Raw genomic sequence first — 17555 nt, 5'->3', positions numbered from 1 at the left:
ACGGCCCGTTGACGATCGTCAACGGGCCGTTCCGGTGTCCGACCACCGCGGTCACAACGGGCGCGGCAGCGACCTCACGAACTCGCGGATGTCACCGACCAGCAGCCGGGGCTGCTCCAGCGCCGGGAAGTGCCCGCCGCGGTCGAACTCCGTCCAGCGCGTCATCGACGGCAGCACCTGCTCGGCGAACCTGCGGATCGGCTTGGTGGCGTCGGCCGGGAAGACCGCCACGCCGACCGGGACGGACAACGGCCACGGACCGCCCCATGTGCGGATGTGGTCGGCCGTGGTGTGCATGGTCTCGAAGTACATGTGGGCGCTGGACCCCGCGGTGGCGGTGTACCAGTACGTCGACACGATCGTCAGCAGGGTGTCGCGGTCGATCGCGTCCTCCGGCCGGTCGACCGTGTCCGCCCACTCCTTGAACTTCTCCGCGATCCACGCGAGCTGGCCGATCGGCGAGTCGGTCAGCGAGTAGGCGATGGTCTGCGGCCTGGTCGCCTGCTGACGGCTCCACGCCGTGCACTCGTCGGCGAACCAGCGCGTGTGCTCGACCTTCCGCAGGTCGTCCTCGGACAGCCCGGCCAGCGACTCCGGGGTGTCGGGGAAGATGGTGACCAGCATGTTGATGTGCGCCGCGACGACGTGCTCGGCGTCGATGCGGCTCAGCTCCAGCGAGATCACCTTGCCCCAGTCGCCGCCCTGCGTGACGTACCGGTCGTAGCCAAGGCGCGCCATCAGCTCGGCCCACGCCCGTGCCACCCGGCTCATGCTCCAGCCCTGCTGCCCGGTCGGCCCGGAGAACCCGTAGCCGGGGATCGAGGGCACCACGACGTGGAAGGCGTCCGCCGCGTCGCCGCCGTGCGCGACCGGGTCGACGAGCGGGCCGATGAGGTCGATGTACTGCGCGGACGAGCTGGGCCAGCCGTGGGTGAGGATCAGCGGTGTGGCGTTGGGCTCCTTCGACCGGACGTGCAGGAAGTGCACGTTCGCGCCGTCGATCTCAGTGGTGAACTGCGGGTGCTGGTTGAGCCACTCCTCGGCCGCGCGCCAGTCGAACGTCGTCCGCCAGTACTCCGCCAGTTCCTTGAGGTAGCCCAGGGGGACACCCCGTTCCCAGCCGGTTCCCGGAATCTCGCCGGGCCACCGGGTGGCGTCGATCCTGCGGTGCAGCTCGTCGACGTCCGACTGCGGAACGTCGACCCGGAAGGGGCGTATCTCGCTCATGGTTCGGCACCTGTTCGCTAGAGGACGCATCGAGTGCCGGGGCGGCGCGGGTGGCGCCGCCCCGGTGACATCGGGCTTCGTCAGCGCAGCTCTTCGACCACGTCCGGGATCGGCGCGGGCTCGGGCGCCTCCTGGCCGAGCGGCGGGACGTGCCGCAGCCGGACGGCGATCATGAGGACCACGAAGGCCAGCACGACCGCCGTGAACCCGGTCAGCACCTGCAACGACGTGCTGAACGCCAGCCGGGCCTGGTCGAACACCACCCGCGCCAGCTCCGGCGGCAGGGTGGCGGACGCCTGCGCCGCGTTGGCGATGCTCTGGCTCGCGGTGGCGGCGACGTCGGCGGGGACCTCCGGCGGCAGGCTGCCGGACATCCGCGCGTGGTAGAGCGCGACCGCGGCGCTGCCCACCACCGCCACCCCGATCGCGTTGCCGAGCTCGGCGCTGACCTGGGGCGCGGCGGCCGCGGCACCGGCCCGGTCCACCGGGACCGATCCGACCATCAGCGTCATGCCGATGGCCAGCAGCGGCGAACCGCCCGCCGACCACAGCGCGAACCCGACGACGAACAGCACCGGGGTGCCGGTGGTCGACGCCACGATCACCAGCACCAGCCCGATGATGACCAGCACCTCCCCCCAGGCCATCAGGTGGGCGGGCCGGAAGCGGCGGGCGAGCACCCCGACGACGGGCGCGCACAGCGAGCTCAGCACGAGGCCGGGCGCCAGGCCGAACGCGGCCTGCAACGGCGTGAGCCCCTCGACGAGCTGGAAGTCCAGCATGAGGAACAGCAGGACGGTGCCGGTCAGCAGCGCCTGCACGAACAGGGCCAGCAGCGGCGTGGCGAAGCTGCGGTTGCGGAACAGGCTCAGGTCCAGCAGGGGGTGTTCGAGCGTGCGCTGCCTGCGGACGAAGGCCCAGCCGAACAGCGCGCCGACGACGACGGCGGCGATCGGCACCAGCCCCCAGCCGTCGCGGGACACCTCCTTCACGCCCCACACGGCGGGCAGGATCGCCGCGAGCGAGAGCAGCGAGCTGGTCCAGTCCGGCCGTCCGGCCTCGGTGTCGCGCTGCCCTGGTAGGACGAGCGGCGCCAGCACCAGCACGAGCACGGCGGCGGGGACGTTGACGAGGAACACCGAGCCCCACCAGAAGTGGGCGAGCAGGACACCGCCGACCAGCAGGCCGGCGACCGCGCCGATCGTGTAGAACGACGCCCAGATCCCGAACGCCACGCCCATCTGCCTCGGTTCGCGGAACATCGTGCGGATGAGCCCGAGCGTGGACGGGATCAGGGCCGCGGCGGCCACGCCGAGCAGCGCCCGCGCCACGATCAGCGTGCCGGGGCCGGTCGCGTAGGCGGCCACCGCCGACGCCGTGCCGAAGGCCGCGACGCCGATCAGGAACAGCCTGCGCCGCCCGACGCGGTCACCGAGACCGCCCATGGTGATCAGCAGGCTGCCGAGCACGATCCCGTAGATGTCGGAGATCCAGAGCTGCTCGATGCCGTCGGCGTGGGTGTCGACGACGATGTCGGGCAGCGCCTGCATCAGGACGAACGAGTCGGCCGCGATGAACAGGGTGGCGAGGCACATCACGCCGAGCCCGATCCACTCCCGCGAGCCCGCGATGTGTTGGGTGTATTTCGCAGTCATCGTGCGATCACCTCGATATGCCAGAGGAATTCGGCGATTCGCCGTGGGGGGCGCGGGATCGACCAATCGGAAGCTACACGCCGGGACCCGCGTTCCCGATCTGGTCGGCGGGATAGGGCAGCATCGAAGAAGTAGGCCGTCGTACCCGCTGCGATAGTGGATCGGGATCGACCACCACTGATGTGGAAACCGCTTGCTGCACAGTTGGCGAATCAATTGTTCCTCCACACCCGAGAAAGCCGGCCGAACAATTCAGGGAGGTTCTGGTATGACCGTCGCGGATGCCGCCCCGATGCCGGCCGGTCCAGGGGAGCCGGGTTTCGCCGAGGCCGTGCACGTGTTCAACTCCCTGGCCGTGCCGGAGCCCGCCGCCGCCACGACCGCGCGCACCGTCGAGCAGGTCCGCTCCGCGATCCACCACGCCGCGCGACGCGGCCTCGCGGTGCGCGTCCACTCCACCGGCCACGGCGCGGCGGCGGCCCGGCCCGTGCGCGGCGCGCTGCTCATCCGCACCGCGCTGGACGGCGCGGTCGAGATCGATCCGCGGGCACGGGTCGCACGGGTGCCCGCGGGCACCCGGTGGGAGTCCGTGGTCCGGGCCGCGGAACCCCACGGGCTGACCGCCGCGCACGGCTCGTCGGGAACGGTCGGGGTCGTCGGCTACGCGCTGGCGGGCGGGCTCAGCCCGTACGGCCGGATGGTCGGGCTGGCGGCCAACACCGTTCGCGCCGTCGACCTGGTGACCGCGGACGGGCGGCACCGCCGGGTCGACGCCGAGTCCGATCCCGAACTGTTCTGGGCCCTGCGCGGCGGGGGCGGCGGTTTCGGTGTCGTGACGGCGATCGAGTTCGACCTGTTCCCGGCCACCACGGTGATCACCGGGGCCGCCTACTGGCCGGGGGCGCTCGCCGACCGGCTGCTGGCGGCCTGGCTGGACTGGGCGCGGGACGCACCGGTCATCGCCACCACCTCGGTGCGGGTGATGAACCTCCCCGACTTCCCCGACGTGCCGAGGGAGCTGGCGGGCCGCACGACGTTCGCCGTGGACGGCGTGGTGCACGCCGACGATCCGGTGTCCGCACGGCGCTGCGCCGACGACCTGCTGGGCCCGCTCCGCGCGATCGGGGCACCGCTGCTGGACTCCTGGCAGCCGGACAGGCCCTCGGCCGTGCTCCTCGCGCACATGGACCCGGCGGACCCGCTGCCCATCCTGGGCGACCACCTGCTGCTCGACGATCTCGACGCTGGCGGCGCGGCGCGGTTCCTCGACGTCCTCGGCGAGGGGTCCGGCTCACCGCTGGTGGGCGCCGGGCTGCGGCAGCTGGGCGGCGCCTACGCGACCCCCTCCGCCCCCGGAGGCGCGCTCGACCGGCTGGCCGCCGCCTACTCCTACGCCGGATCGGGCCTGGCAGCCGACCCGGACGCGGCGGCGGCGCTGCGCGCCCACTGCGCGACCGTCCGCACCGCGCTCGCCCCGTGGGACACCGGCCGCGTCGTCCCCAGCTTCGTCGAGGACTTCGAGCAGCCGCAAGGACATCTCGACGCCGAGCGCGCGGCCGCGGTCGAACGGGTGCGCGCCGGGGTCGACCCGGACGGGCTGTTCCGCCAGGACGCGTCCCCCACCACCACCCGACAGGAAAAGGTGCCATGACAGGCGAAGGGTTCCAGTGGCCGCCCGAGACGCGGTCGTTCTGCGCCGAGTTGCCGTTCACGCCGAGGACCACGATCTTCGAGCGCGGCAAGGGAATCCAGCTGTTCGACGCACGGGGCCGCGACTACCTCGACGCGCTCTCCGGGATCTTCGTCGCGTGCTTCGGGTACGACTGCGAGCCGATCATCGCCGCGATGACCGCGCAGCTGCGCGACGGCCTGGCGTTCCAGCCCCCGCTGCACGGCACCAACCACAACGCCCTGCGCCTGGCGGACGCGCTGGTCGACCTCGCGCCGGACGGGATCACGGCCGTGAAACTGCTCAGCGGCGGGTCGGAGGCGGTCGAGGCGGCCATCCGGCTGTCGCGGGTGTACCACGCGGTCACGGGCAAGCCCTCCAAGCAGAAGATCATCAGCCACTACCAGAGCTTCCACGGCGCCACCTACGGCTCGCTCGGCCTCACCGGCCACCCCGGCGTCAAGGTGTTCGGCGCGCCGATGCCGGACGTGGTGCACACGCTGCCGCCGGAGTTCCTGGCCCAGCAGTGGGGTCTGACCGCCGTGGAGGCCGGGGAGCGGGCCGCGGCCCTGATCGAGCAGACCATCGAGGCCGAGGGGCCCGACCACATCGCCGCGCTGGTGGTGGAGACCTACAGTCAGCTGCGGGAGCTGGCGGCACCGGACCCCGGCTACTTCGCGCGGATCCGCGAGGTCTGCGACCGGTACGACGTGCTGCTCGTCTTCGACGAGATCGTCACCGGGTTCGGCCGCACCGGCGCCAACTTCGGGGCGGACGCCGTCGGCGTGACCCCGGACCTGATCTGCGCGGGCAAGGGCCTGTCCGGCGGGTACGCGCCGCTGTCCGCGCTGCTGATCCACGAGCGGGTCGCCGCGCCGTTCCGCGACGGGAACGGGCACATGGCCTTCGGGACCACCCACACGTTCTCGGGCAACCCGATCGCGTCGGCGGCGGGCCTGGCGTCGGTCACCCACTTCACCGAGGGCGGCTTCCTGCCCCGGATCCAGGACCTGTCCGTCCACCTCCGGCGGAGCATGGACGCCGCGCTCGGCGACAAGGGCACGGCCAACATCGCCGGGTTGCTGTGCGGCGTCGTCGTCCCGGACCCGGACGGGCGCGGGGTCGGCGACCTCGTCGAGGCGGCCTGCTGGGAGCGCGGCGTGATCGTCCGCGGCATGCCCTACGGCGTAATGCTCGCCCCGGCCTTCATCACCACCACCACCCAGCTCGACGAGATCTGCGCCGTGGTCGGCGACGCCGTCCACGAGGTCGTCGGCTGACCGGACATCCCGGCACACCAAGCGGAGGAGAGCTTCAATGTCCGATGTGGACACGTGGGACCTGTTGTTCGAGCGGGGCGACCTGAGCAAGCACGAGGTGCGCCACTCGGAGGCCGCGGCGCTGGAACCGGGCCAGGTCCGCCTGGCCGTCGAGCGGTTCGGCGTCACCGCGGTCACCGCCGCGTACGCGATGTTCGGCGACTCGCCCCTGCGGTTCTTCGACGTGTTCCCCGCGCCGGAGGGATTCGGCCGGGTGCCGGTGTGGGGCTTCGCCCGCGTCGTGGAGTCGCGGGCCGCTGATGTCGCCGAGGGCAGCCGGTTCTTCGGACTGCTCCCGATGTCCAGCCACCACACGGTCACCCCCGAGGTGGTGGACGGCGGGTTCGTCGACGCCGGGCAGCAGGCCGTCCCGCACGACTGGTACCGGACCTACGATTCGGCGGACCCGGACGAGCTGGACGACCGGCGGGCGCTGCTGCACCCGCTGTTCCCGTGCTCCTTCACCCTGGCCGACCTCATCGGCAAGCAGGTCGCGGCGGGCGTCAAGTCGGTGGTGATCACCAGCGCGTCGTCCAAGACCGCCATCGGCCTCGCGGACCTGCTGGCCCGCGTGGACGGCGTCGTGGTGACCGGGGTGACCTCCGACGAGCACAAGGCGTTCACCAGCGGCCTTGGCCTCTACGACACCGTGCTGGCCTACGACGAGCTGGGCGTCGACGTCGCGTCGAGCCCGACGGTGTTCGTGGACTTCACCAACTCCGAGGAGCGGATGCGCGCGGTCTACCGGCACGCGGGCGGGGAGCTGACCACCACCCTGCTGGCCGGGTTCACCCATCCCAGCACGTCGTTCGCCCCGCCGGAGCTGGGCGACCCGCAGCCCCAGCCGTACTTCACGCCGGTCGTGGAGCAGCAGGTGATGGCCGAAACCGGGGTCGACGCCTACCGCCGGGACTACCGCGAGGCGGAGACCCGGTTCCTCATCGGTTCCCGGTCCTGGCTGGACGTCCAGCGGGGCAGCGGTCCCGAGGCGATCGCCGACGCGTACCGCGCCGTGCTCGCGGGCGAGCAGCCGCCGTCGGCGGGGGCGGTGCTGACACCGTGAGCCGGCACACCGACACCGTCGCCGACGTGGGCGAGCGGACCGGCGACCCCGTCGACCGGCCGACGCGGGTGGTCTGGTGGCGGCGCCCGTGGATCGTCCCGCTGGCACTGGTCGTGCTCGCCTTCCTGGTCTACCAGCTCAGCCCGTTCCGGGAGCTGGAGGACGCCAAGGCGCCGCTGCCGCCGCACGACGGCTTCCCCGCCTACTTCCCGATCCTGTTGGCGCACATGTTCTTCGGCACCATCACGATGGTCACGGTGGTGCTCCAGCTCTGGCCGTGGCTGCGGCTGAACCACCCGCGGGTGCACCGGATCAGCGGCCGGTTCTACGTGGTGTCCGCGGTGATCGCGGGCTGCGCTGGGCTCGTCCTCGTCCCGTTCGCCCCGGTGGTCGGCCAGATCGGCGTCTCCCTGGCCACGGTCACCTGGATCGCCGTGACCGTCATGGGGCTCATCCGGGCGCGGCAGGGGCACTTCGACCGGCACCGCCGCCTGATGCTGTACAGCTTCGCGATCGTCATGAACAACGTGTGGGGCGTGATCCTCGGCCGGATCGGGTTCTCCATGATCGAGTTCATCGACTTCAACTACATCGCCGAGGGCGTGCGGTGGCTCGGCTGGATCGGCAACCTGATGCTCGTCCAGTGGTGGATCTACCGCACCGAGAACCGCCCGGAAGTGCGTCGGCTGCGGAAGTCGCGGGTGGCGTCGTGACGAGCACCAGGCCCGCGCACCACGAGTCCGGCAACACCGCCGGGCCGCCCCGGCCCGCCGTCATCACCGCGGACGACCCGCGCTACGAGGACGCCGTCCGCCAGGGGTTCAACCAGCGCTTCCGGTCCGATGTGGACTACCTGTGCTACCCCGCCGACACCGCCGAGGCCGTCGCCGCGGTCGACGACGCCGTGGCGGCGGGGCGGCGGGTCTCGGTCCGCAGCGGCGGACACGGCTACGAGGGCACCGGGTCGACCGGGGGCGGCGTGCTGATCGACCTGTCCACGATGACCGGGATCGACTTCGACCCGTCCCGCCGCGCCTTCTCGATGCAGCCGGGCGCCAAGATCGGTGACATCTACCGCACGCTGTACAAGCGCTGGGGCGTCACGATCCCCGCGGGCGAGGGCACCGAGGTCTGCATCGGCGGCCACCTCGTCGGCGGCGGTTTCGGTCCGCTGTCGCGGCGGTACGGCGCCCTGGTGGACTACCTCCACGCGGTCGAGGTCGTCGTCGTCGACGCCTCGGGGAGGGCATCGGCGATCGTGGCCACCGACGACCCCGACGACCCGCACCACGACCTGTGGTGGGCGCACACCGGTGGCGGCGGCGGCAACTTCGGCGTCGTGACCCGGTACTGGCTGCGGCGGCCGGGGGCGACCTCGACGGACCCGCGGGAGCTGCTGCCGCCCGCGCCCGTCCGGTGGCGCAACGGCTACCTGATGTGGTCCTGGGACACGATGACCGAACGCGACTTCGTCCGGATCACGCGCAACTACGCCACCTGGTTCGAGCGCAACAGCGCGCCGGGCAGCCGGGAGGCGGACCTCACCGCGTTCTTCTGCGCGACCCACAAGTCCGACGGCGTGCTCACGGTCGGCTCGCTGATCGACGACGACGTCCCGGACGCGCGGCTGCTGACCAACGAGTTCTTCGACGCGGTCACCGAGGGCGTCGGCGTCGAGCCGACGACGCGGACGGACGACGGGGTGGTGTCCTGGCTGTACTTCTTCACCCACTCCAACCGCGGCGACCACAACGGGCTCGGCGGGTCCCGGTTCAAGCTCAAGTCGGCCTACCTGCGCAAGCCCTACCCCGACGAGCGGATCGCCGCCGCCTACCGGCACCTGGCCACCGACGAACCGAAGTCGATCTACTTCATGTTCATCGGCTACGGCGGCCAGGTCAACGCGGTCGCCCCCGACGCCACGGCCGCCGCCCAGCGGAGTTCGGTGCTGAAGGGGTCCTTCCTGTCGGCGTGGTGGGACCCGGACGAGGACGACCGGCGCATCGGCGAACTGCGGGCGCTCTACCGCGACCTGCACGCCGACACCGGCGGGGTGCCGGTCCCCGGCGAGCGCAACGAGGGCGCCTACCTCAACTACCCGGACCGGGACCTCGCCGATCCGGAGTGGAACACGTCGGGCGTGCCGTGGTCGACGCTCTACTACCTGGACAACTACCCGCGGCTGCAACGGATCAAGCAGCGGTACGACCCGCGCGGCGAGTTCCGCCACTCCCTGTCGATCGAACTCCCCGAGCACCCCTGACGCGGTGGGCCCGGAGGGCGTCGCGCACTCCGGGAGTTGTCGCGCCGGGCCGAAGATCCGAAGCATGGGACACGACCGATCCGAACACCTCGAGACGGGACTGGCGGGATGGGATTCCCCTCCGTACACAGCAGGTTCGCCGCACAGGCCTCCCGGACGCCGGACGCGGTCGCGGTGGTCTGCGGTGACGTCCGGCTGACCTACCGGGAGCTGAACGAGCGCGCGAACCGGCTCGCGAACCGGTTGCGCCCGCTCGGGGTGCGGCCCGAGACCCCGGTCGCGGTGCTCATGGAGCACACCGCCGACCTCGTGGTGGCCCTGCTGGGAATCCTCAAGGCGGGCGCGTACTACCTGCCCCTGCACAGCGCCCACCCGCTCGACCTGACGCGGCGGATCATGGCCGCCGCGGGCGGACCGGTCCTGCTCGTGGACAGCGCCACGCTGCGGAACGGGGCGCCGGAGGCGCGCGTCACGATCGCGGTGGACGTCGACCAGGCGACGGCCGGGATGCCGCGGACGGACGTCGCGAGCCCGACGACCCCCGGTGACACCGCCTACGTCATGCACACCTCCGGGTCCACCGGTGAGCCCCTCGGGGTCGCGGTGCCGCACCGGGCCGTCCTGGAGCTGGCCGCCGACCCGTGCTGGGACGGCGGGCGGCACCGGTGCGTGCTCGCCGTGGCGCCGTACGCGTTCAGCGTGAACACCTACGAGTTCTGGGTCCCGCTGCTGCGCGGCGGGACCGTGGTGGTCGTCCCGCCCCGCGAGGTCGACGCGCGGTCGCTGCGCAGGCTGGTGCGGGAGCACGGCGTCACCGGGCTGCACCTGACCGCCGGTCTGTTCCGGGTGCTGGCCGAGGAGGCCCCGGATTGCCTGGCGGGTGTGGAGGAGGTGCTCACCGGCGGGGACGTGATCAGCGCCGCCGCGGTGCGCCGGGTGCTGGACGCCTGTCCGGGCATCGTGGTCCGGGCGATGTACGGCGCGACGGAGCTGTCGCTGTTCGCCACGTCGGCGCCGGTGCCGCGACCGGAGCCCGGCGACGGCGTCCCCCTCGGTCGGGCCATGGCCGGGGTGCGGCTGTACGTCCTGGACGGGAACGGCGAGCCCGTCCCGAACGGCTCGGTCGGCGAGCTGCACGTCGGCGGCTCCCGGCTGGCCACCGGTTACCACGACCGCCCCGACCTGACCGCGGAGCGCTTCCCGCGCGACCCGTTCGCGGGCGGGGACAACCGGATGTACCGCACCGGCGACCTGGTCCGCGTGGGTGACGACGGTCTGGTCGAGTTCGTCTCCCGGCTCACCGACCAGGTCAAGATCCGGGGCTTCCGGGTGGAGCCGGTCGAGGTCGAGAACGTCCTCAATGGACAGTCCGGTGTCGCGCAGGCCGCGGTCGTGGCGCGGACGACCCCCTCCGGCGAGAAGCGGCTCGTCGCCTACGTCGTGACCGGGGACGGGGCCCCCGACTTCGCCGGGCTGCGCGCCGGCGCGAAGGCCGCGCTGCCGGACTACATGGTGCCCTCGGCGTTCGTCGCCGTGGACGCGTTGCCGTTGACCCCCAACGGCAAGGTCGACCGCGCGGCGCTGCCCGACCCCGCCTTCGACGAGGGCTCGGACCGCCCCGCCCACCAGCCGCCGTCGACCGAGCGCCAGGAAGTGCTCTGCGCGCTGTTCGCCGAGGTGCTGGGGACCGACCGGGTGGGGCTGGACGACAGCTTCCTGGACCTGGGCGGCCAGTCGATGACGGCGGTGCGGCTGGCCGCCCGGATCACGAAGGCGCTCGGCGCCGACGTGACCGTGAACGAGATCTTCGACGCGCCGACCGTGCGGGAGCTGGACTCCCGGCTGGACGGCCGGGTGGCGGCGGCCGCGCACGGGGTGTCGCCCCGATGACCGGCGCCCCGCTGTCCTCCAACCAGGAGTTCCTGCTCTCGTTCGACAAGGGCGACGCCGACGGGGCGTTCGGCGAGCGGCACACGCTCGTCGACGCCTGGCGGCTCACCGGCCCGGTGGACCCGGCCGTGCTCCGGTCGGCGCTCGACGACGTGGTGGCCCGGCACGACGTGCTGCGCACCCTGGTGCTGCCCGACGAGGACGGCGGCCACCAGCTCGTCCACCCGCCGTGCCCGGCCGACCTGTCGGTGCGGTCGCTGCCCGCGGGCGACCGCGACCACGACGCCGAGGTGCTGCTCAACGAGGTCGACGCCGAGCCCTTCACCGTCCGGGAGATCCCACTGCTGCGGGCGGTGCTCGGGCAGTTCGACGAGAAGGACTCGGTGCTGGTGCTCGCCACGCACCACGTCGCGAGCGACGACTGGTCGATGGGCCTGCTGGCGCGCGACGTCGCGGCCTGCTACACCGCGCGGCTGACCGGGGACCCGGTCGCGCTGCCGGAGGCGCGGCAGTACGCGGAGTTCGCCGCGTGGCAGCGCGAGAGCGGTGGCACCCCCGAAGGGGCGCGCGACTACTGGCGGTACAAGCTCGCCGGGTACGACATGACCGCCATCGCCAGCGACCGGCCGGTGCCCGACGACCGGCCCGACGTCTACGCCGCGCACCGGCTCATCCTCGACGACGACCTGTCGGCCAGGGTCCTGGCCTTCGCGAGGTCGATGCGCAGCACGCCGTTCATGGTGCTGCTGGCCGCGCACCAGATGCAGTTGCGGGACATGACCGGCGTGGCCGGGGTGATGACGCCGACCTTCAGCGCGGGCCGGTACCAGGAGGGCTTCACCGACACCGTCGGCCCGTTCTTCAACCTGCTGCCGCTGCTGACCGACCTCACCGGGACCCGGCACCTGCGCGACGTCGTCGGCCGGGTGCGGGCGACGTGCTTCGAGGCGTACGCGCACGACGTCCCGTTCGGCGACATCGTGGAGGAGGCGCCGCGGATCGCCGAGGCGTTCGGCGATCCGGGCGGCGCGGTCGTCGCGTTCCAGGTGCTGCAACCACCGCCGTTCGCCGACGACCTGGTGCTCGGCCCGGCCACCGGCGTCGCGATCCGCGACCGGCGGCTGTCGCAGCGGCTCAGCTCGGGCATCCCCAACGGGGGCTCGTGGGCGTTCGAGGTCCTGCGCTCCGGCCGGATCGCGAGCAGCTTCAAGTACAACGCCAACGCGTTCGACGAGGACACGGTCAGCGCGATCGTCGACGACCTGCGGCACCGGCTCGGGGCGGCGCTGACGTGATCCCCCCGCCCCCACCACGCACCCGACGAGGAGGACCGCGCCCATGACGAGCACCCAGACCGGACCGCGGGACGTCACCACCCCGCCCGACCTCACCCCGGCGGAAGCGGTGGCGCGGGCCGAGGCCATCGCCGCGGGCCTGGTCGGCAGGCAGGCCGAGACCGAGCGGCTGACCCGCTACGCGCCGGACGTCCACGACCAGCTCGTCGACGCGGGCCTCTACCGGCTGCTGGTGCCGCGCCGCTACGGCGGGCACGAGCTGGGCGCGGAGACCTTCGCGCGGGTCTGCATGGCCATCGCCCGCGGGTGTCCGTCGACCGGCTGGATGTACCTGTTCGGCGCGGCGCACGCCCTCGCGGTCGGCACGCTGTTCGGCGAACGGGCCCAGGAGGAGCTGTTCGCCGTCGGCGACTTCGTCTGCCCCGCGACGGTCGCGCCCTCGGGCTCGGCGACCCGCGTCGACGGCGGCTGGCTGCTCGACGGGACCTGGCGCTACTGCTCGGGTTCGCCGTACGCGACGCACTTCCTCGGCCACACCATGGCGCTGCGCGAGGGCGAGGCGGAGCCGACGCCCCTGATGTTCGTCGTGCCGCGCTCGTCGTGGCGGCTGGAGGAGGACTGGGGCACCCAGCTCGGCCTGCGCGGCAGCGGGTCGCACGGCATCACGGTGGACGGCGCCTTCGTCCCCGACCACCTGACCCGCGACGGTCTGCTCAGCATGGTCGACCCGACCGAGGGGACCGCGGGCCGGGCGCTGCACGCCAACCCCGAGTACGGGGGCGGACCGCTCAGCTTCATGCTGCTCGAACTGGGCTTCGTCGCGGTGGGCATGGCGCAGGGCGCCCTGGACGCCTACGACGAGCTGATGCGGACCAGGACCACCTCGTTCTGGCCGATCGTGCCGAGGACCGAGCACCCCGACTTCCAGTTCCGCTACGGCGAGGCCGCGGGCATGATCGCGGCGGCCGAGGCGGCGGTGCTGGGCGCGGTCCGGCAGTGGCACGACCTCACCGCGCGGGGTCCGGCCGCGATCACCCGCGAGCAGGAGCTGCGGCTGGCGCTGATCGGCCGGGAGGCCGTGCGGCTGTGCTGGCACGCGGTCGAGGGTCAGCTGTTCCCCACCGCGGGGTCCAGCTCGGTGCGCGCGGGCGAGCGGATCGAGCGGGTCTGGCGCGACATGTCGATGCTGCACAGCCACGCGGGCCTCGGCACGTTCCTCTCCACGATGGCCAACCGCGAGCTGGCCCAAGCCCACTTCTCACCCGCCCGCGTCCGACCCTAAGGAGTACAGCCATGTCCGAAGGCCGATGCCCCGTGCTCGACAGCAGTGGCAGCGGGATCCACGAGCTCGCCACCAAGGTGCGCGACCAGGGTCCCGCGGTCAAGGTGGAGCTTCCCGGCGGCGTGCACGCGTGGTGGGTCACCCGCTACGACGTCGCCAAGCGGCTGCTCGGCGAGCGCGACGTCACCAAGAGCGCGCACGAGCACTGGCCCGCGTTCCGGGAGGGCGCGATCCCGCCCGGCTGGCAGCTGATCAGCTGGGTGGCGATGGACAACGTGTCCACCTCCCACGGCGCCGACCACCACCGGCTGCGCAAGCTGATCGGCAAGGCGTTCACCGCCCGCCGCGTCGAGCAGCTCAGGCCGCGGGTGACCGAACTGGTCAACGGGCTGCTGGACGACATCGCCGCGGCGCCGGACGGCGTCGTGGACCTGCGGGCGATGTTCTGCTACCCGCTGCCCGCGCAGCTCATGGCCGGTCTGGTCGGCATGACCGAGGAGCAGCGCAGGCAGACCGCCATCGCGATGAACCGGATGGCCGACGTGGACGTCACCCCCGAGCAGGCCGAGGGCGTCCTGGCGGGCTGGCGGGCCGCCATCGTGGCGCTGATCGCCGACAAGCGCGCCAACCCCGCCGAGGACATCGCCAGCGCGCTGATCGCCGCGCGGGACGACGAGGACGGCGCGAAGCTGAGCGACCAGGAGCTGATCGACACGACGTTCGCGATCCTGGGCGCGGGCTCGGACACGACGATCAACTTCCTGGACAACGCGATCACCGCCCTGCTCACCCATCCCGAGCAGCTCGAGCTGGTCAGGTCGGGCGGGGCGAGCTGGAACGACGTGATCGAGGAGACCCTGCGCGTGGAGGCCCCGCTGGCCAGCCTGCCGCTGCGGTTCGCGGTGCGGGACGTGGAGCTGGACGGCCTGACCATCAAGCAGGGCGAGCCGATCCTGATCAACTACGCCGCGCTGGGCCGCGACCCGGAGCTGCACGGCGGGACCGCGTCGGACTTCGACATCACCCGGCCGGACAAGGAGCACATCTCGTTCGGGTACGGCCCGCACTACTGCCTCGGCTCCGGGATCGCCCGGCTGGTGGCCTCGATCGGCCTGCCCGCGCTGTTCGAGCGGTTCCCGGACCTGAGCCTGGCCGTCGACGAGGACGGGTTGCAGCCGTTGCCGACCTTCATCATGAACGCCCACACCACCCTGCCGGTCCGGCTCACCGCGCCGCTGCCCGCCGGTTCCTGACACCCGGTCACCCGGCGCGCCCCGGCGCGCCGCCACCACAGCAGTGAGGAGTCCCGCCGTGCGGGTAGGTCTGGAATTGGGAGCGTTCGCCTGGCCCGGTGGGCCTTCGGCGATCGGGGGCACGGTCGCGAGGTTCGCCCGGCTCGCCGACGAGGCCGGGTTCTCGTCGCTGAGCACGGGCGACCACCTGTGGCAGGGCCACAACGCCGGTGGCGAGGAGCAGCCCTACCTGGAGTGCTTCACCACGCTCGCGGTGATGGCGGCCAACAGCGAGCGCTGCCGGGTCTCCCCGGTGGTCGCGGGTGTGCACTTCCGGCACCCCGCGCTGCTGGCGAAGACCGTGACCACGTTGGACGTCCTCTCCGGGGGCCGCGCCTCGGTGGGCCTGGGGGTCGGCTGGAACGCCGACGAGGCGGCGGGTTCCGGCATCCCGTTCCCCCCGGTGGCCGAGCGGTTCGAGATGCTGGAGGAGACGCTGCGGATCCTGCTCGGGTACTGGCACGGCGAGCAGGGCGACGGCAAGGCCCACCACGGCAAGCACTACCGCGTGGACCGCGCGCTGGGCGTGCCGCGGAGCCTGACCCGACCGCACCCGCCGATCATGCTCGGCGGCGCGGGGGACAAGACGTTGCGGCTGGTCGCCAAGTACGGCGACGCGTGCAACCTCTACCCCACACCGGACATGCCCGACCGCCTGGAGCGGCTGCGGGAGCTGTGCGACGAGGTCGGACGCGACTACGACGAGATCGAGAAGACCTGCTGCCTGCCCTTCGACGTCACCGGCGAGGACGGGACCGGCGACGGGACCTCGGAGCTGCTCGACACCCTGGGGCACCTGGCCGGTCAGGGCATCCAGACCGTGATCGGCATCGTCGCCGCGGCCGACCCGCTCAGGCAGGTCGAACTCATCGGCGCGAAGGTGCTGCCCGCGCTCGCCCAGGAATAGCCCCCACCCAACGATTCCGGACCTGGAGGACAGCGTGACGAAGATCGGGTTCCCGTCGCGGCAGCACCTGCGGCTCAAGGCCGCGGAGATCGTGCCGCTCCTGCGCAAGCACGCGCCGTGGGCCGAGGAGAACCGGCGGCTGCACGACGAGGTGATCGAGGCGATGGCCGACGCGGGCGTGTTCCGCCTGCGCAAGCCCAAGCGCCACAACGGGTACGAGGTGGACGCGGCCACGATGGTCGACGTGCTGTCCGAGCTGGCCCGCGGCGACGGGTCGGCCGCGTGGGTGGCGACGGTGTCCACGATCCCCGGCTGGATGGCGTGCATGTTCCCCGACGAGGTCCAGGACGAGGTGTTCGCCGACCCGGACTCGCGCGTCTGCGGCACGCTGAGCCCCACCGGGACGGCCGCCCCGGTGGCGGGCGGGGTCGTGGTGAACGGCCGGTGGCAGTTCATCAGCGGCGCGCACCACAGCCAGTGGCAGCAGATCATCGCGATCCACATCGCCCCGGACGGCGAGCCGTACCCGGTGATCGCCCTGGTCCCGATGAGCGACCTGCACGTCATCGACGACTGGCACACGTCGGGACTGCGCGGCACAGGGAGCGTGAGCACCGCCGCCAAGGACGTGTTCGTCCCGCAGGAGCGCGTGCTGCCGCTGATGGCCGCGGTCAACGGCGAGCCGGTGTCGCCGCACACCGCGCGGTCCAAGGTCTACCGCGTCCCGCTGCTGCCGGTGGCCGCCGCGTCGTCCAGCGGCTGCGTCGTGGGGCTGGGCCGGGCCGCGATGGAGGCCTTCGTCGAACGGCTGCCCGGTCGCAAGATCACCTACACCGACTACGACAGCCAGCGCGACGCGCCCCTCACGCACCTCCAGGTCGCCGAGGCCACGATGAAGCTGGACGAGGCCGGGTTCCACGTCGGGCGCCTGGCCACCGCCGTGGACGTGAAGGGCGCCGAGGACGCGCCGTGGGAGATCGAGGAACGCGCGCTCGCCCGCGCCGACCTCGGACAGGCGGTCCGCCTGGTGCGGGAGTCCGTCGACATCCTCGCCTCGGCCAGCGGCGGCTCGTCGATCTACACCGACGTGCCGATCCAGCGGATCGCCCGCGACGTCAACGCCATCCACCAGCACGCCCTGATGCACCCGAACACCAACGCCGAGTTGTACGGCCGCGTGCTGTGCGGCCTCGCGCCCAACTCCCAGTACATCTGACCCTCCGGAAAGGACAGACCGATGAGTGCGAGCACCGAGCTCGTCACCGAGCCCTCCGACGCGGACAAGGCGGCCATCGCCGCCGTGACGCGGCGGTTGGGGACCGCGTGGGCGGAGCACGACGCCGACACCTTCGCGGAGCAGTTCGTCGACGACGCGACCATGATCATCGCCGGTGTCCACCGCAGCGGCAAGGACCAGATCCGCGACTACATGGCCGAGGCGTTCCGCGGCCGCTTCAAGGGAACGCGGGTGACCGGCAGCCCGATCGGCATGCGGGCCCTCGGCGACGACGTCGCGCTCCTGCTGACCGTCGGCGGCGTCCTGGAGCCCGGCGACACCGAACCCAAGGACCACCGGGCCATCCACGCCTCGTGGCTCGTGGTGCGGGACGGCGGGCGGTGGCGCCTCGCCGCCTACCAGAACACCCCCGTGCACAACCCGTGGCCCACCGCGGACGAGAAGTAGACGAGGAGG

At 72.5% G+C, this 17555-nt stretch carries 14 protein-coding genes; 12 read left to right on the top strand and 2 right to left on the bottom strand.

Going from position 1 to position 17555, the window contains the following annotated elements:
- Window positions 1–51 precede the first annotated feature (51 nt).
- Together RM788_RS41405 and RM788_RS41400 are read right to left on the bottom strand one after the other, a co-directional pair.
- Window positions 52–1227, bottom strand: a complete 1176-nt coding sequence (locus RM788_RS41405) for an epoxide hydrolase family protein (protein WP_315925562.1) — start codon at window positions 1225–1227, stop codon at window positions 52–54.
- Window positions 1228–1307: 80 nt separating this feature from the next.
- A complete protein-coding gene (locus tag RM788_RS41400; protein WP_315925560.1) occupies window positions 1308–2882 on the bottom strand; it encodes an MFS transporter in 1575 nt (524 codons plus the stop codon).
- A gap of 268 nt (window positions 2883–3150) precedes the next feature.
- On the opposite strand from RM788_RS41400, the gene RM788_RS41395 reads away from it, so the two are divergent.
- The 12 genes from RM788_RS41395 to RM788_RS41340 all read left to right on the top strand — a co-directional run bounded on the left by RM788_RS41395 (window position 3151) and on the right by RM788_RS41340 (window position 17546).
- Window positions 3151–4533 (top strand): FAD-binding oxidoreductase, encoded by a 1383-nt coding sequence (locus tag RM788_RS41395; protein WP_315925558.1) that lies wholly within the window; start codon window positions 3151–3153, stop codon window positions 4531–4533.
- On the top strand, window positions 4530–5831 hold the full coding sequence (locus RM788_RS41390) for an aminotransferase family protein (protein ID WP_315925556.1): 1302 nt from the start codon (window positions 4530–4532) through the stop codon (window positions 5829–5831). The genes RM788_RS41395 and RM788_RS41390 overlap by 4 nt, the downstream gene beginning before the upstream one ends.
- A gap of 37 nt (window positions 5832–5868) precedes the next feature.
- Complete coding sequence (locus RM788_RS41385) at window positions 5869–6933, top strand: DUF2855 family protein (RefSeq protein WP_315925554.1); 1065 nt, start codon at window positions 5869–5871, stop codon at window positions 6931–6933.
- Window positions 6930–7646 carry a DUF2306 domain-containing protein gene (locus RM788_RS41380; RefSeq protein WP_315925551.1) on the top strand — a complete coding sequence of 239 codons (717 nt, stop codon included), beginning with the start codon at window positions 6930–6932 and terminating at the stop codon, window positions 7644–7646. Before RM788_RS41385 ends, RM788_RS41380 begins: the two co-directional genes overlap by 4 nt.
- A complete protein-coding gene (locus RM788_RS41375) occupies window positions 7643–9196 on the top strand; it encodes an FAD-binding oxidoreductase (protein WP_315925549.1) in 1554 nt (517 codons plus the stop codon). Before RM788_RS41380 ends, RM788_RS41375 begins: the two co-directional genes overlap by 4 nt.
- 108 nt (window positions 9197–9304) lie before the next feature.
- Window positions 9305–11086 (top strand): non-ribosomal peptide synthetase, encoded by a 1782-nt coding sequence (locus RM788_RS41370; RefSeq protein WP_315925547.1) that lies wholly within the window; start codon window positions 9305–9307, stop codon window positions 11084–11086.
- On the top strand, window positions 11083–12381 hold the full coding sequence (locus RM788_RS41365; RefSeq protein WP_315925545.1) for a condensation domain-containing protein: 1299 nt from the start codon (window positions 11083–11085) through the stop codon (window positions 12379–12381). Before RM788_RS41370 ends, RM788_RS41365 begins: the two co-directional genes overlap by 4 nt.
- Window positions 12382–12424: 43 nt before the next feature.
- Window positions 12425–13663, top strand: a complete 1239-nt coding sequence (locus RM788_RS41360; protein ID WP_315925543.1) for an acyl-CoA dehydrogenase family protein — start codon at window positions 12425–12427, stop codon at window positions 13661–13663.
- 11 nt (window positions 13664–13674) lie between these two features.
- Window positions 13675–14916 carry a cytochrome P450 family protein gene (locus tag RM788_RS41355; RefSeq protein WP_315925541.1) on the top strand — a complete coding sequence of 414 codons (1242 nt, stop codon included), beginning with the start codon at window positions 13675–13677 and terminating at the stop codon, window positions 14914–14916.
- Window positions 14917–14974: 58 nt separating this feature from the next.
- Entirely contained in the window at window positions 14975–15862 is an 888-nt protein-coding gene (locus RM788_RS41350) for a TIGR03560 family F420-dependent LLM class oxidoreductase (RefSeq protein WP_315925539.1), read from the top strand.
- A 34-nt stretch (window positions 15863–15896) separates the two neighbouring features.
- Window positions 15897–17078, top strand: a complete 1182-nt coding sequence (locus tag RM788_RS41345; protein ID WP_315925537.1) for an acyl-CoA dehydrogenase family protein — start codon at window positions 15897–15899, stop codon at window positions 17076–17078.
- Between the two features lie 21 nt (window positions 17079–17099).
- On the top strand, window positions 17100–17546 hold the full coding sequence (locus RM788_RS41340) for an SgcJ/EcaC family oxidoreductase (protein WP_315925535.1): 447 nt from the start codon (window positions 17100–17102) through the stop codon (window positions 17544–17546).
- Window positions 17547–17555 lie beyond the last annotated feature (9 nt).

Source organism: Umezawaea sp. Da 62-37, assembly GCF_032460545.1.
GTDB lineage: Bacteria > Actinomycetota > Actinomycetes > Mycobacteriales > Pseudonocardiaceae > Umezawaea.
Note: the sequence above shows the minus strand (reverse complement) of the source record. Positions and strands in the feature narration are given on the sequence as shown.

Excerpts from the sequence above, each read along its gene's own strand:
- RM788_RS41405 (WP_315925562.1), bottom strand. The coding sequence starts at position 1,227 with ATGAGCGAGATACGCCCCTTCCGGGTCGACGTTCCGCAGTCGGACGTC.
- RM788_RS41400 (WP_315925560.1), bottom strand. The coding sequence starts at position 2,882 with ATGACTGCGAAATACACCCAACACATCGCGGGCTCGCGGGAGTGGATC.
- RM788_RS41395 (WP_315925558.1), top strand. The coding sequence starts at position 3,151 with ATGACCGTCGCGGATGCCGCCCCGATGCCGGCCGGTCCAGGGGAGCCG.
- RM788_RS41390 (WP_315925556.1), top strand. The coding sequence starts at position 4,530 with ATGACAGGCGAAGGGTTCCAGTGGCCGCCCGAGACGCGGTCGTTCTGC.
- RM788_RS41385 (WP_315925554.1), top strand. The coding sequence starts at position 5,869 with ATGTCCGATGTGGACACGTGGGACCTGTTGTTCGAGCGGGGCGACCTG.
- RM788_RS41370 (WP_315925547.1), top strand. The coding sequence starts at position 9,305 with ATGGGATTCCCCTCCGTACACAGCAGGTTCGCCGCACAGGCCTCCCGG.
- RM788_RS41365 (WP_315925545.1), top strand. The coding sequence starts at position 11,083 with ATGACCGGCGCCCCGCTGTCCTCCAACCAGGAGTTCCTGCTCTCGTTC.
- RM788_RS41360 (WP_315925543.1), top strand. The coding sequence starts at position 12,425 with ATGACGAGCACCCAGACCGGACCGCGGGACGTCACCACCCCGCCCGAC.
- RM788_RS41355 (WP_315925541.1), top strand. The coding sequence starts at position 13,675 with ATGTCCGAAGGCCGATGCCCCGTGCTCGACAGCAGTGGCAGCGGGATC.
- RM788_RS41340 (WP_315925535.1), top strand. The coding sequence starts at position 17,100 with ATGAGTGCGAGCACCGAGCTCGTCACCGAGCCCTCCGACGCGGACAAG.